Origin of the sequence: Actinomycetospora corticicola, from assembly GCF_013409505.1 — a bacterium.
Taxonomy (GTDB): Bacteria; Actinomycetota; Actinomycetes; order Mycobacteriales; family Pseudonocardiaceae; genus Actinomycetospora; species Actinomycetospora corticicola.
Genome location: NZ_JACCBN010000001.1, coordinates 4,550,422 through 4,563,236, shown reverse-complemented (window position 1 = coordinate 4,563,236; position 12,815 = coordinate 4,550,422). Strand labels below are relative to the sequence as shown.

The window sequence follows — 12,815 nt, the reverse complement described above, 5'->3', positions numbered from 1 at the left end:
CGGATCCCTGCCGCGCTGGTTTGCTCGTTTTCGACGGCCGGTGCGGCTTCTGCACCCGCAGCGTCGGCTGGGTCCGCGCGCTGGACCGCCGTGGCCGCATCGAGCAGCGGCCCTACCAGGAGCCGGGCGTGCCCGAGTCGATCGGCACCGACGCCGCGACCTGCGCGGAGGCCGTGCAGTGGCGGGGGCCCGACGGCGTGCGCCTCGAGGGCGCCGCGGCGGTCAACGCGGTGCTCGACACCGTGACCGGGACGCGGCTGCCGTCGACGGTCTACCGCGCGACGGCGGGGCTCCAGGAGCGCGTCTACCAGTGGGTCGCCGACCACCGCGGCCGCTTCCCGGGGATGACGCCCTACTGCGAGTCCCACCCGACGGAGTGCGCCGGCCGGTAGGCACCGAGGTCAGCGCAGGGCCCGCTGCACCTGCCCCGCCACGGCCATCAGCAGGGCGTCGCGCCTCGGGGCCGCCGCCAGCTGCACCGCGGCGGGAAGGGGCGCTCCGGTGTCCACGGGGAGGGTGACCGCGGGCTGCCCGGTGTGGTTGTAGAGGGGGGTGTGCCCGTAGAAGCGGCCCATCGCGGTGAGGGTCAGCAGGCCGTTGCGGTCCGGGCCGCCCCACCGGTCGACCAGCGGCGCGGTCCCCCGCATCGTCGGGGTGAGCAGCACGTCGACGTCCCCGAGCTGGTCGAGCAGCCGGTCGCCGAGCCGCTGCCCGTGGGCCTGCGCGGCCGCCGCCACCGACTCGGGGATCAGCGAACCGGCCCGGACGAGGTCGGCGATCCGCGGCTCGAGGCGCTCCGGGTGGTCGGCCCCGGCCGCCGCGTCCGCGAGCCCCCGCAGCATCCGCGTCACGACGGCGAGCGCGGCCGCCCGGGCGCGGTCGGGCCGCATCCGCACGGGGACGACGCGGTGTCCGGCCGCGGCGAGCCGGTCGGCGACGAGCCGGACCGCGCCACCGACGTACGGGTCGAGCGGCAGCGGCGGCGCCACGGGGAGCGGGTCGACGGCCACGCCGACGCGCAGCCGGCCCGGCTCGACGTCGAGCGCGTCCCGCAGCGAGGTGCCGAAGGACCCGACGGCGTCGTAGAACGACGCCGCGAGCGCCAGCTCCCGGGTGAGGCACCCGACCGTCGCGAGGCCGCGCCAGCCCCCGGGCCCCGGCATCGTCCCCGTCGTCGGCTTGAAGCCCGGCAGCCCGCAGCAGGCCGCCGGGATGCGGATCGACCCGGCCCCGTCGCTCGCCGTCGCGAGGTCCACGACCCCGGCCGCGACGGCCGCCGCCGACCCGCCCGATGACCCGCCCGGGGTGTGCCCGAGGGCGAGCGGGTTGCGGGTGACGCCCCGCGCGGCGGAGTCGGTGACGCCGAAGGCCGCCAGTTCGGGGAGCGTGGTGCGTCCGATCGGCACCATCCCGGCCCGGCGGATCGCGGCCAGGAAGGAGTCGTCGGCCGCCTCCGGCGTCGTGAAGGCCCGGCTGCCCCGGCCGGTCACCTCCCCGGCCACGCCGACGTCGTCCTTGATCGCGATCGGCAGCCCCTGCAGCGGCGACGCTCCCGGCCCGGGCGAGGGCGGGTCCTCGACGATCGAGACGAAGGCGTTGAGCGTCGGTTGCGTCTCGTGCGCACGACGGATCGCGCTGCGGACGGCGGTGCGAACCTCATCGGGGGCGGACACGGGCGGCACGCTAGCGGCATCATCACCGGATGTTCCGCCTCGCCGTCGTCCCGCCGTCGTTGCGCGGGGTGGTGCGGCGGTTGGTGGCCTACGACGAGGTCTCGGCGACGGTGGTCCGGCGGCGGCAGGCCCCGACGTCGACCTGCACGCTGGTCGTCGGGCTCGCCGATCCGCTGCGCGTGGACGGCACCGGACGCGCGGCGTTCGTCGGCGGCCTCACCGACGCCGCCGCGCTCACCGAGTTCGCCGGACACCAGGCCGGCGTGCAGGCCGACCTGACGCCGCTGGGCGCGTTCCGGCTGTTCGGGGTCGCCCTCCCGGGCCTCGTCGCCCTCGACGAACTCGACCCGGAGCTCGCCCGACTGCCCGGGCGGCTGGCCGACCTGCCGTCGTGGTCGGCCCGGCTGGCCGCGGTGGTCGCCGTCCTCGAGGGTCGGCTCGCGACGTCGGGCCGCGGCGCCGACGCCGAGGTCGCCCGGGCGTGGTGGCGCCTGGAGCGGTCGTCGGGCCGCACCCCGGTCGCGGCGCTGGCCGACGAGGTCGGGTGGAGCCGACGCCACCTGTCCCGCCGGTTCTCCGCGCAGGTCGGGCTGTCCCCCACGACGGCGGGCCGCGTGCTGCGGTTCCGTCGGGCCGCGGACCTGCTCGTCCCCCCGCCGGGGACGCCCGCGGTCCCGTCCTCCGTCGCGGACGTCGCGGCCGCCTGCGGGTTCGCCGACCACGCGCACCTCGACCGGGAGTTCGCGGCTCTCGCCGGCTGCTCCCCGACGGCGTACCGGCTCGGGTGGAGCACGGTCGCGGTGGACCCCGCCGAGGTCGAGCACGGCTGAGCCCAGGACGATCGAGGTCCCCGACGTCCAAGACACCGTCGGGTCGTGCGCCCGACCATCGTGCGCATGATCTGCGTGACGCTCCGCTCCGACGACGTCCTCGCCCTGGCCCGGTGGCTCACCGAGGTCCTGGGTCTGACCGCCGGCCACGTCTCCCCCGGACACGCCGAGCTGTTCTGGGGCGACGGCGCCGTGCTGCTCGGCCCCCGCACGGCCGACGACCCCTGGGACACCGGGCGCGCCGTCACCTACCTCGTGCTCGACGACCCGGATTCCCACCACGCCCGCGTCGTGGCGGCCGGTGGCGACGTCGTGCAGGAGCTCACCGACCAGGACTACGGCTCGCGGGAGTTCGCCGTGCGGGACGCCGAGGGGAACCGCTGGTCGTTCGGTACGTATCGCCCGACCGCGCCGGGTCTCCGATGGGACGAACCGGGCATACTGACCATGTGAGGCGCCGGAGCACGCCCGTCCTGGTGGCGATGGCGGTCGTCCTCGTCCTGGCGGCCGCCGCGGTGGAGTTCGCCCTGCTGCGCCAGGCCTCGTCCGGCCCCGCCCCCGCCTCGGCGACGCTCGTCGTGCCGGTGGAGGCGGACCGGGCGACCACGCCGCGTCGGGCGTCCACCACCCGCTGTGATCTGGCTAACATCCCTCCATGGGCATCCACCTCAACCCCTACCTGCACTTCGCCGACTCCGCCCGCGACGCCATGGAGCACTACCGGGACGTCCTCGGCGGCACGCTGAACGTGATGACCTTCGGTGACATGGGCGCCGAGGGACCCGAGGCCACCGGCGTCATGCACGCGCAACTGGAGACCGAGCAGGGCCTCGTGCTGATGGCCTCCGACACCCCGCCCGGCATGGACCGGCCCTCCGGCTCCTCGGTCTCGGTGAGCCTCTCCGGCGACGACGGCGACCGACTGCGCGACTGGTTCGCCCGACTGTCCGACGGCGGCACCGTGTCGGTACCGCTGGAGAAGCAGATGTGGGGCGACGAGTTCGGGCAGTGCACCGACCGGTTCGGGGTGACCTGGCTGGTCAACATCGCGCAGCCGCGGGACTGACGGTCCGGGTTCCTGGTGTGATGGGGGTGTGAGCGAAGCAGCCGGCACCGCGTCGCGCGGGGCGATCCTGCCCCTCTACGCGGCCGGGTTCGTCACCGCCTTCGGGTCGCACGGCATCGCGGCCAATCTCGGGTTCACCGGCGACCTCGGCGAACAGCTCGTCACCCTCGGCATCCTGCTCGCGCTCTACGACGGCGCCGAGATCGTGCTCAAGCCGGTCTTCGGCGCCCTCGCCGACCGCGTGGGCCTGCGGCCGGTGCTGCTCGGCGGGCTGTTCGGCTTCGCCCTCGCCTCCGCGGCGTTCGTGCTCGTGGGCAACCCCGCGCTGCTCGGACTGGCCCGCTTCGCGCAGGGTGCGGCCGCCGCCGCGTTCTCCCCGTCCGCCGGGGCGCTCATCGGCCGGATCGCCCCGTCGACGGGGCAGGGCCGCGCCTTCGGCGGGTACGGCGCCTGGAAGGGCCTCGGGTACACGGCGGGTCCGCTGCTCGGGGGCGTCCTCGTCGCCGCCGGCGGCTACCCGCTGCTGTTCACGGTGCTGACCGTTCTCGCGATCGCGGTGTTCGTCTGGGCCGTGATCCTGGTGCCCGACCCGCCGCCGCTCCCCCGTCGCCGTCAGGGTCTCGGGCAGGCCCTGCGGGGACTCGCCGACCCCGGCTTCCTCCCGCCCACCCTCGCGTTGGCCTCCAGCGCCGCCGCGCTCTCCTGCGGGGTGGGCTTCCTGCCGCTGGTCGGGGCCTCCGACGGACTCTCCCCGGTCGCGACCGGCGCCGCGGTCTCCGTGCTCGCCGTCGTCGCCGCCGTGAGCCAGCCGATCGTCGGCCGGATTCGCGACGCGGGCCGGCTGCCCGACCGCACCGCCCTCGTCGTCGGGACCCTCCTCACCGCCGTCGGGCTGGCCGTCCCCGCCGTGGTCGGACACCTCGTCGGTCTGCTCGTCGCGGCGGCGGTCATCGGGCTGGGGACCGCCGTGATCACCCCGGTCGCGTTCGCCGTGCTGGCCGCGTGGAGCCCGCCCGAGCGCATCGGGCAGACGATGGGATCGGCGGAGATCGGCCGCGAGATCGGCGAGGCGGGCGGGCCGTTCCTCACCGGCGTGCTCGCCGCCGCGTTCGGGCTGGGCGGCGGGTTCCTCGGGATCGCGGTGCTGGTCGCGCTCACCGCGTTCGGCGGGCTCCGGGTCCGCCGCCGCACCGTCTGATGGCGCGGTCCGACTCCGGCGAGTCGGTGCTCGAGCGGATCGTCCGCATCCTGGAGTGCTTCACGCCCGAGGCGCCGGCGCTCGCCGTCACCGAGATCGCCCGGCGGGCCGACCTCCCGCCCGCGACGGCGTCCCGGCTGGTCGCGGAGCTGGTCGGGCACGGGCTGCTCGTGCGGGACGACCGGCGGCTGCGGGTGGGCACCCGCCTGTGGGAGCTCGCGGCCCGGGCGTCGTCCTTTCTCTCGCTGCGCGAGACCGCGATGCCGGTGCTGGAGGACCTGCACCGCACGATCGCCCAGCACGCCCAGCTCGGGGTGCTCGACGGCGACGAGGTGCTCTTCGTCGAACGGCTCTCCGCCGACCACGCGGTGATCAACCTGACCCGGATCGCCGCCCGGCTCCCGCTGCACGCCTCGTCGTCGGGACTGGTGCTGCTCGCCTTCGCCTCGACCACGCTGCAGGAGCGCGTCCTCGCGCGCCCGTTGGCCGGTTTCACGCGGAACACGATCACCGACGCCGGCGTGCTGCGGGCCCGGCTCGCCGAGGTCCGCGATCGCGGCGTGGCCCTCTGCCCCGGCTACATCCACCTCGACGCCACCGGCGTCGCCGTGCCCGTCCGCGACCCCGGGGGGCACGTGGTCGCCGCGGTGTCGGTCGTGGTGCCGAACGACGGCGAGGCCGCGCGCACCGTGCCCGCGCTGACCGAGGCGGCCCGGCGCATCCGCGCCCGGCTGGGGACTTCCTGACGCCGGGTCCGCCCATTCAACGGTCGGGGGCTACCGGCACCGCCGGGTCGCCACGCACGCTGCCGCCATGACCTCGTTGGTGGTGACCGCCAAGGACGTCGTCGCCGACGGCGTCGTCGCCCTGACCCTGGCACGGCCCGACGGTGGGCGGCTGCCGGACTGGACCCCCGGCGCGCACGTCGACCTGACGCTCGGCTCCGGGGAGACCCGGCAGTACTCGTTGTGCGGCGACCGGTGGGACCCGTCGTCGTACCGGGTGGCAGTGCTGCGCGAGCCGGACGGGCGGGGCGGCTCCCGCTACGTGCACGATGTGCTCGCGGTCGGCGACCCGGTCGAGCTCGGCGGCCCCCGCAACCACTTCCCGCTGGTCCCCGCGCCGAGGTACCGCTTCGTGGCCGGCGGCATCGGCGTCACGCCGCTGCTCCCGATGATCGCCGCGGCCGAGGTGCTCGGCGCGGACTGGTCCCTGCTCTACGGCGGACGACGGCGGGCGTCCATGGCGTTCCTCGACGAGCTCCCGGCCGGGCACGCCACGGTCGTGCCGCAGGACGAGGCGGGCCTGCTGCCCCTCGCGTCGTGGCTCGGGACCGTGGACGACGACACCGTCGTCTACGCCTGCGGCCCTGCACCACTACTGGCCGCCGTCGAGGCCCTCGTCCCCGCCGCCCGGCTGCGCACCGAACGGTTCACCACCACCGAGATCGCCGCGCCGGTCCGCGACACGCCCTTCACCGTCGAGCTCGCGCGCAGCGGGACCACGGTGACGGTGGACGCGTCGGTCTCGGTGCTGGAGGCGATGCGCCGCGAGGGGGCCACGACGCTGTCCTCGTGCGAGCGCGGCACCTGCGGGACGTGCGAGACGACCGTGCTGGCCGGGGTCCCCGACCACCGTGACCAGGTCCTCGCCGACCACGAACGGGCCGCCGGCGACTGCATGCTGCCGTGCGTCTCGCGCGCCGCCACCGACCACCTCGTCCTGGACCTGTGATGACTGCTGCCGAGCCCCTTCCCGTCGCTGCGCCCGCCCCCGACGTCCCCGTCTCCCACGTCGACCCCTTCTCCGTCGACGTCCTCACCGATCCGCTGCCGTTCCAGGCCGCCCTGCGGGACGCCGGCCCGGTGCAGTACCTGGCGGCCCACGACCTCTACGCGATGGGCCGCTACGCCGAGGTCCGGGCCGCGCTGACCGACTGGCAGCGGTTCTGCTCGTCGGCCGGGGTGGGCCTGTCGAACTTCCGCCGCGAGGAGCCGTGGCGCCCGCCGTCGTTGCTGCTCGAGGCCGATCCGCCGCACCACGACGCCCCCCGTCGCGTGCTCTCCGCGATCCTCGGCCCGCGCGCGTTGCGGCGCTGGCGGGACCGGTGGTTCGCCGCGGCCGTCGAGCACGTCGACGCCCTGCTCGGGACCGGGGGCGGGCCCGTCGAGGTGGACGGGATGACCGCGCTCGCCGAGGCCTTCCCGCTGCGGGTGTTCCCCGACGCCGTGGGCATCGCCCGCGAGGGCCGGGAGCACCTGCTGCCCTACGGCGAGTACCTCTTCAACGCCTTCGGGCCGCACAACGAGCTGGTCGCGGCCGGTGCCGTCGAGGCCGGGGAGCACGCGGCGTGGGTGAACGGCCAGTGCACCCGGGCGACGCTCGCCGCGGAGGGCTTCGGCGCCGACATCTGGGCCGCCGCCGACCGCGGTGACCTCACGGCCGAGCAGGCCCCGCTGGTGGTGCGGTCGCTGCTCTCGGCCGGGGTCGACACCACGGTGCACGGGCTCGGCTGGGTGCTGCACGGGATGGCCACGCACCCCGACCAGTGGGCGCTCTACCGCTCCGACGATTCCCGACGACGGGTCTGCTTCGACGAGGCGGTCCGCTGGGGCTCCCCGGTGCAGACGTTCTTCCGCACCGCCGAGGTCGACGTGCCGGTCGGGGACACCGTCGTGCCGGAGGGCTCGAAGATCCTCCTGTACCTCGGCTCGGCGAACCACGACCCGCGCCACTGGGACGCCCCCGAACGCTTCGACCTGCGCCGCGACCCGTCGGGCCACGTGGGCTTCGGGTTCGGCCTGCACCAGTGCGTGGGCCAGCACGTCGCCCGGCTCGAGGCCGACGCCCTGCTCGCGGCCCTCGCCGACCGGGTGGAGCGGATCGAACCCGCAGGCGAGCCGGTGCGCCGGGCGAACAACACGATGCGCGAGTGGGCCTCCCTGCCGTTGCGACTCCACCCGCGCTGACCATCCCCTCGTGGCAACGAAGCGTCGTTGCTGTCGTCCAGTGGCAGGAACGCCACACCGTCGTGGAGGAGATTCCTGAGCGATCGCTCCAGTAGTCTGGTCGTCATGTGGCTCTGGCTCTGGCTCGCCGTCGCGATCGCCGCGGAGGTGGCGGGGACGATCTCCCTCAAGCTGTCGGAGGGGTTCAGCCGGCTCGTGCCGTCGCTCGTGACTGTCGTCGGGTACCTGGTGGCCTTCTTCTCGCTCTCGCAGGCCCTGACGGGCGGGCTGCCCGTCGGGGTCGCCTACGGCATCTGGGCCGCCACCGGCGTCGCCGCGATCGCGATCATCGGGGCCCTGTTCCTCCGGGAGTCGCTGACGTGGGTGCAGGTCGGCGGGATCGGGCTCGTGATCGCGGGCGTGCTGGCGCTGGAGCTCGGCGGCGCGCACCCCGGGCCGCACGGTGGCTGAGCCGATCGCCGACGGGCGACGGCGCCGTGGCGCGACCCGGCGTCGGGAACTCCTCGACGCCACCCTGCGGGTGATCGCGCGGGACGGACCGGCGGGCGTGAGCCAGCGCCGGGTCGCCGACGAGGCGGGCGTGCCGCCGAGCGCGGTGCTCTACCACTTCGCGTCGGTGGACGACCTGCTCGTGAGCACGCTGGTCGAGGTCAACGACCGCTACGTCGCCGAGCTCGAGGCCGTCACGACGCTGACGGGGCTCGCCGCCGTGATCGCGGCGTCGGACCGGTCGACGCTCATCGCCGAGTACGACCTGTTCCTGCTCGCCGCCCGCCGCGCCGACCTGCGGGGCGAGGTCGATCGCTGGCGCACCACGCTCGCCGGGCTCGCCGCGCGACTGGGGGCACCGCGGCCCGCGCTCCTCGCGGCGGCCGTCGACGGCCTGTGGCTGCAGGCCGCGCTCGCCGAGCTCGACGAGGCGACGGTGCTCGGCGTCCTGCGCGACGCCGCGGGGTGGAGACAAGGGGAATCGAACCCCTAACCCCCGCCTTGCAAAGGCGGTGCTCTGCCAATTGAGCTATGTCCCCGTGAGGAGAGATCAGGAGGCGCGGGTCGCCTCGCGCCAGACCTCCGCCGCCGGCCGCTCCTGCTGCTTGCGCCGCACGAGGTGGGCCACCCCGAACGTCGCCGCAACGAGCACGACCAGCTTCTTCACGCCACCACGCTAGCAGCCCCCGCCGACCACGGTTCTGCGATAGGACTCGGGGGACGACGACGTCGGATGACTCGGGAGGCCTCATGGCGCACGCCTACGTGGTGGGCACGTTCGACACGAAGGGCGACGAGCTGCATTACGTCGCCGACGCGATCCGGGGCGCGGGACACGAGGTGACGACGGTCGACGTCGGGACCTCGGATCCCGACGCACGACGGGCCGACGTCACGCCGGCCGACGTCGCCGACCGGGCCGCGTTCACCGGCGACCGCGGCACCTCGGTGGCCGCGATGGCCGACGCCCTGGAGCGCTGGTTGCCGGAGCAGGACCCGGACGGGGTGATCGGGCTCGGCGGCTCGGGCGGGACCGCGCTGGTCACCCCGGCGCTGCAGCGGCTGCCGGTGGGCGTGCCGAAGATCGTCGTCTCGACGGTCGCGTCGGGGAACACCGCGCCGTACGTCGGGTCCTCGGACATCACGCTGATGTACTCCGTCACCGACGTCGCCGGGCTCAACCGCATCAGCCGCGTGGTGCTCTCCAACGCGGCGCACGCCCTCGCCGGGGCCCTGTCCGCACCGCCGGTCGAGGCGGTCGACAAGCCGGCGCTGGGCCTCACGATGTTCGGGGTGACCACGCCGTGCGTCACAGCCGTCACCGAGCAGCTCGCCGACGCCTACGACTGCCTGGTCTTCCACGCCACCGGCACGGGTGGGCGCGCCATGGAGAAGCTCGTCGACGACGGACTGATCTCCGGGGTCGTCGACGTCTCCACCACCGAGATCGCCGACCTCGTGGCCGGCGGGATCATGGCCGCCACCGACGACCGGCTCGGCGCGATCGCCCGACGCCGGGTCCCGTGGGTGGGCAGCGTCGGCGCGCTCGACATGGTCAACTTCGGGGCACCCGACACCGTGCCCGAGCGGTACCGGGGCCGGACCCTCTACGAGCACAACGCGCAGGTGACCCTCATGCGCACCACCCCCGACGAGTGCCGCGCCGCCGCGCGGTTCCTCGCGGCGGGTCTCAACGCCTGCGAGGGCCCGGTGCGCCTGGTCTTCCCGACGGCGGGTGTCTCGGCCCTCGACGTCGCCGGCGGTCCCTTCGCCGACCCGGAGGCGACCGCGGCGTTGCTGGACACCCTGCGCGCGGAACTGCAGCAGACCGACGACCGGCGGCTGGTCGAGACCGATCTGCACGTCAACGACCCGGAGTTCGCGGCGATGCTGGTCGCGAACCTCCACGAGGTGATGCGAGGAGACGCATGAGTCGGCAGGAGATCGTGGAGCGGTTGCGCGAGAAGGTCGGTCGGGGTGAACCGATCGTCGGCGGCGGCGCCGGCACCGGATTGTCGGCCCGCTGTGAGGAGGAGGGCGGCATCGACCTCATCGTCATCTACAACTCGGGCCGCTATCGGATGGCCGGACGTGGATCGCTCGCGGGTCTGCTCGCGTACGGCAACGCCAACGAGATCGTCGTCGAGATGGCGGCCGAGGTGCTGCCGGTCGTCCGGCACACCCCGGTGCTCGCGGGGGTGAACGGGACCGATCCCTTCATGCTGCGCGAACGATTCCTCCGTGAACTCGCCGACCTCGGGTTCGCCGGAATCCAGAACTTCCCGACCGTCGGCCTCATCGACGGCACCTTCCGCGCGAATCTCGAGGAGACCGGGATGGGCTTCGCCCACGAGGTGGACCTCGTCGCAGCGGCGCACCGCCACGACCTGCTGACCACGCCGTACGTCTTCTCCGCCGAGGACGCCCGCGCGATGGCCCGGGCGGGCGCCGACGTCGTGGTGTGCCACATGGGCCTGACGACGGGCGGGGCGATCGGGGCCGACACGGCGAAGTCGCTGGACGACTGCGTGGCGCTGACCGACGAGTGGGCGGCCGCCGCCCGGGAGGTCCGCGACGACGTGCTCGTCCTCGTCCACGGCGGTCCGGTGTCCGCGCCCGAGGACGCCGCCTACGTGCTGGAGCGGGCGCGGACCTGTCACGGTTTCTACGGGGCCAGCAGCATGGAGCGACTGCCCACCGAGGAAGCGCTGACCGCCCGTACCCGCGAATTCACCGCACTACGCCTCCCGGGGAACTGACACGGAACTGACGGGAGACGGCGATCGCGCCCTGGGTCGTTCTCCCTGTGACGTCGCCTACTCCGACTCGTCTCGACGAGTTGTTCGACCGGGGTCTGTTCGCCCGACCGTACCGGGCGGTCTGAACGCAATTCGCACCACTGTCGGGTGACAGGGCCCCGGTCGCTCGCGCATCGCGGAATTCTTGCTAATGTGAATGCGCCGGAACTGATTTCGGCCGCATTCCCCCGCGAGCACGACCATGAGATTCAAGGAGTACCGTCAGATGGCGCAGAAGACCGTCGTCACGTTGGTGGACGACCTGACCGGCGAGGAGTCCGAGGACATCACCACCGTCGAGTTCGCACTCGACGGCGTGACCTACGAGATCGACCTCGACGACAAGAACAGTGCCGAACTGCGGGACACCCTCGCGCAGTACGTCGCGGCGGCCCGGCGCACCGGGGGACGCCGCGCCGCGGCCTCCGGCGCCCGGAAGCGCACCGGAGGAGCCGGCACGGGGACGCCGCGCGCCACCTCCCCCGGCGGGTACGACCGCGAGACCTCGAAGCAGATCCGTGACTGGGCCCGGGCCGAGGGCTTCGAGGTGTCCGATCGCGGGCGCGTGCCGAACAACGTCGTGGAGGCCTGGGAGTCCCGCGGCAAGAACGGCAGCACCGCGGCCGCCTTCTCCGGCTGACGCACCGCGGTCACACCGCACCGACGACGAAGGGCCCCGGAGCGCGAGCTTCGGGGCCCTTCGTGTGTGTCCGGGAGAGTGGGCCCAGATGGATTTGAACCATCGACCTCGTCGTTATCAGCGACGCGCTCTAACCAACTGAGCTATGGGCCCGAACGGTGACGAGGTTACCGGAGGGTGTCCGGGTCCCCCGCCACCGGGGTGGCTCAGTCGCGCTCGGAGAGGGTGACCTCGATGCCGCCCGCGACGTCGGCCGAGATGTTGTAGATGAACGCCGAGACGCTCGCGAGCGCGGTGAACAGGATCGTGTTGACAACGCCGATGATGGCCGCCACCCCGAACACCCCGCCCGCGGTGATGAGCTGGCCACCGCCGCCCCCGGCGTCCGAGGTGAGGTCCTGGTAGGTGCCGTTGAGCTGCGCCCAGACGCCCATGCCGTCGAGGACCGCGTAGAGCACGCCCACCGCGAACATCCACACGAAGAACAGCGCCACGCCCAGCACCAGGGCCAGCTTGAGCACCGACCACGGGTCGAACCGCTTGACCTGCAGGCTCGCCCGCCGCGGCACCTTGCCCCGGGCCGGCCGCGCGCTGCGCGGCTCGTCGTCGTCGAGGGCGTCGAAGTCCGGCTCCGGCTCCGCGCGCCCCCCGGTCCGCATGCCGAGCTGCTCCGGGGACAGCTGGTTGGTCGGCGCGTCGATCAGCGCGGTGGTCGACCGCTGACCCTGGCCCGCTGGTCCCTGGCCGCCCGCTCCCGGCGCGACCTGGCCCGTCCCGCCCGGGCGGGGGGTCCCCGCGGCGGGCGTGCCCGGTCCCCCGGCGGGGAGCGGCCCCGTGGGCGGCCGTGACGTGGGACCCGCGGAGGTGCCCGACGGACCCGACGTCGGGGACTCGCCCCGGGGCTCGCCGTCGCGACCCGACGGCGCCGGGTCGGCGGAGCCGCGGGCCCCGGCACGCTGCCAGGGCGGGGGCGGTCCGCCGGCGGGCCGGTCGCCCGCCGCGGAGCCGCCCTTGGCGGCCGGCTCGTCGCCGGCCGCGCTCGTGACGACCGTGTCCTCGGCGGAGCCCCCGCCCTTGCTCTCGTCCGGTGTGCTCACGTGGCTCGTTCCGTCGTCAGGGAGATCGGGTCGGGTCCGGGTCCGGCCCCGCGCG

The 12,815-nt window shown here is 74.6% G+C and carries 16 protein-coding genes and 2 tRNA genes; 13 read left to right on the top strand and 5 right to left on the bottom strand.

Annotation, left to right across the window (positions count from 1 at the left end):
- The first annotated feature begins 20 nt into the window (after window positions 1-20).
- The gene (locus BJ983_RS22205) at window positions 21-392 is read left to right on the top strand and encodes a thiol-disulfide oxidoreductase DCC family protein (protein WP_246325634.1); all 372 of its coding nucleotides are present in this window, start codon (window positions 21-23) and stop codon (window positions 390-392) included.
- Window positions 393-401: 9 nt separating this feature from the next.
- Here BJ983_RS22205 and BJ983_RS22200 read toward each other — a convergent pair whose 3' ends face one another.
- Window positions 402-1,673 carry an amidase family protein gene (locus BJ983_RS22200; protein WP_179795801.1) on the bottom strand — a complete coding sequence of 424 codons (1,272 nt, stop codon included), beginning with the start codon at window positions 1,671-1,673 and terminating at the stop codon, window positions 402-404.
- 29 nt (window positions 1,674-1,702) lie between these two features.
- On the opposite strand from BJ983_RS22200, the gene BJ983_RS22195 reads away from it, so the two are divergent.
- From BJ983_RS22195 to BJ983_RS22155, 9 genes are all read left to right on the top strand, one after another.
- Entirely contained in the window at window positions 1,703-2,503 is an 801-nt protein-coding gene (locus tag BJ983_RS22195) for a helix-turn-helix domain-containing protein (RefSeq protein WP_179795800.1), read from the top strand.
- A gap of 45 nt (window positions 2,504-2,548) precedes the next feature.
- Complete coding sequence (locus BJ983_RS22190) at window positions 2,549-2,956, top strand: VOC family protein (RefSeq protein WP_179795799.1); 408 nt, start codon at window positions 2,549-2,551, stop codon at window positions 2,954-2,956.
- A gap of 202 nt (window positions 2,957-3,158) precedes the next feature.
- The gene (locus tag BJ983_RS22185) at window positions 3,159-3,569 is read left to right on the top strand and encodes a VOC family protein (RefSeq protein ID WP_179795798.1); all 411 of its coding nucleotides are present in this window, start codon (window positions 3,159-3,161) and stop codon (window positions 3,567-3,569) included.
- 28 nt (window positions 3,570-3,597) lie between these two features.
- On the top strand, window positions 3,598-4,767 hold the full coding sequence (locus BJ983_RS22180; protein ID WP_179795797.1) for an MFS transporter: 1,170 nt from the start codon (window positions 3,598-3,600) through the stop codon (window positions 4,765-4,767).
- Window positions 4,767-5,513 (top strand): IclR family transcriptional regulator, encoded by a 747-nt coding sequence (locus BJ983_RS22175; RefSeq protein ID WP_179795796.1) that lies wholly within the window; start codon window positions 4,767-4,769, stop codon window positions 5,511-5,513. The genes BJ983_RS22180 and BJ983_RS22175 overlap by 1 nt, the downstream gene beginning before the upstream one ends.
- A gap of 67 nt (window positions 5,514-5,580) precedes the next feature.
- Window positions 5,581-6,501, top strand: a complete 921-nt coding sequence (locus tag BJ983_RS22170) for a PDR/VanB family oxidoreductase (protein ID WP_179795795.1) — start codon at window positions 5,581-5,583, stop codon at window positions 6,499-6,501.
- Complete coding sequence (locus BJ983_RS22165) at window positions 6,501-7,736, top strand: cytochrome P450 (RefSeq protein WP_179795794.1); 1,236 nt, start codon at window positions 6,501-6,503, stop codon at window positions 7,734-7,736. The genes BJ983_RS22170 and BJ983_RS22165 overlap by 1 nt, the downstream gene beginning before the upstream one ends.
- Window positions 7,737-7,841: 105 nt before the next feature.
- Window positions 7,842-8,186 carry a DMT family transporter gene (locus tag BJ983_RS22160; RefSeq protein WP_179795793.1) on the top strand — a complete coding sequence of 115 codons (345 nt, stop codon included), beginning with the start codon at window positions 7,842-7,844 and terminating at the stop codon, window positions 8,184-8,186.
- On the top strand, window positions 8,179-8,718 hold the full coding sequence (locus BJ983_RS22155) for a TetR family transcriptional regulator (protein WP_179795792.1): 540 nt from the start codon (window positions 8,179-8,181) through the stop codon (window positions 8,716-8,718). The genes BJ983_RS22160 and BJ983_RS22155 overlap by 8 nt, the downstream gene beginning before the upstream one ends.
- Here BJ983_RS22155 and BJ983_RS22150 read toward each other — a convergent pair.
- Together BJ983_RS22150 and BJ983_RS30255 are read right to left on the bottom strand one after the other, a co-directional pair.
- A tRNA-Ala gene (locus BJ983_RS22150) sits at window positions 8,692-8,764 on the bottom strand. The genes BJ983_RS22155 and BJ983_RS22150 overlap by 27 nt on opposite strands.
- An 11-nt stretch (window positions 8,765-8,775) precedes the next feature.
- Window positions 8,776-8,892, bottom strand: coding sequence for a DLW-39 family protein (locus BJ983_RS30255; RefSeq protein WP_218890404.1), 117 nt, complete (start codon window positions 8,890-8,892; stop codon window positions 8,776-8,778).
- 83 nt (window positions 8,893-8,975) lie between these two features.
- Between BJ983_RS30255 and BJ983_RS22145 the strand changes: the two genes are divergently transcribed.
- The 3 genes from BJ983_RS22145 to BJ983_RS22135 all read left to right on the top strand — a co-directional run bounded on the left by BJ983_RS22145 (window position 8,976) and on the right by BJ983_RS22135 (window position 11,663).
- On the top strand, window positions 8,976-10,157 hold the full coding sequence (locus tag BJ983_RS22145; RefSeq protein WP_179795791.1) for a Tm-1-like ATP-binding domain-containing protein: 1,182 nt from the start codon (window positions 8,976-8,978) through the stop codon (window positions 10,155-10,157).
- Window positions 10,154-10,984 (top strand): phosphoenolpyruvate hydrolase family protein, encoded by an 831-nt coding sequence (locus BJ983_RS22140; protein WP_179795790.1) that lies wholly within the window; start codon window positions 10,154-10,156, stop codon window positions 10,982-10,984. The genes BJ983_RS22145 and BJ983_RS22140 overlap by 4 nt, the downstream gene beginning before the upstream one ends.
- Window positions 10,985-11,249: 265 nt before the next feature.
- On the top strand, window positions 11,250-11,663 hold the full coding sequence (locus BJ983_RS22135; RefSeq protein WP_179795789.1) for a histone-like nucleoid-structuring protein Lsr2: 414 nt from the start codon (window positions 11,250-11,252) through the stop codon (window positions 11,661-11,663).
- Between the two features lie 79 nt (window positions 11,664-11,742).
- Here the strand turns inward: BJ983_RS22135 and BJ983_RS22130 are convergent.
- Together BJ983_RS22130 and BJ983_RS32485 are read right to left on the bottom strand one after the other, a co-directional pair.
- Window positions 11,743-11,816 (bottom strand) — tRNA-Ile (locus BJ983_RS22130).
- Between the two features lie 53 nt (window positions 11,817-11,869).
- A complete protein-coding gene (locus BJ983_RS32485; protein ID WP_343054299.1) occupies window positions 11,870-12,760 on the bottom strand; it encodes a DUF3566 domain-containing protein in 891 nt (296 codons plus the stop codon).
- Window positions 12,761-12,815 lie beyond the last annotated feature (55 nt).

Coding starts and splice junctions, on each gene's coding strand:
- BJ983_RS22195 (WP_179795800.1), top strand. CDS start 1,703: ATGTTCCGCCTCGCCGTCGTCCCGCCGTCGTTGCGCGGGGTGGTGCGG.
- BJ983_RS22185 (WP_179795798.1), top strand. CDS start 3,159: ATGGGCATCCACCTCAACCCCTACCTGCACTTCGCCGACTCCGCCCGC.
- BJ983_RS22175 (WP_179795796.1), top strand. CDS start 4,767: ATGGCGCGGTCCGACTCCGGCGAGTCGGTGCTCGAGCGGATCGTCCGC.
- BJ983_RS22170 (WP_179795795.1), top strand. CDS start 5,581: ATGACCTCGTTGGTGGTGACCGCCAAGGACGTCGTCGCCGACGGCGTC.
- BJ983_RS22165 (WP_179795794.1), top strand. CDS start 6,501: ATGACTGCTGCCGAGCCCCTTCCCGTCGCTGCGCCCGCCCCCGACGTC.
- BJ983_RS22160 (WP_179795793.1), top strand. CDS start 7,842: ATGTGGCTCTGGCTCTGGCTCGCCGTCGCGATCGCCGCGGAGGTGGCG.
- BJ983_RS22145 (WP_179795791.1), top strand. CDS start 8,976: ATGGCGCACGCCTACGTGGTGGGCACGTTCGACACGAAGGGCGACGAG.
- BJ983_RS22140 (WP_179795790.1), top strand. CDS start 10,154: ATGAGTCGGCAGGAGATCGTGGAGCGGTTGCGCGAGAAGGTCGGTCGG.
- BJ983_RS22135 (WP_179795789.1), top strand. CDS start 11,250: ATGGCGCAGAAGACCGTCGTCACGTTGGTGGACGACCTGACCGGCGAG.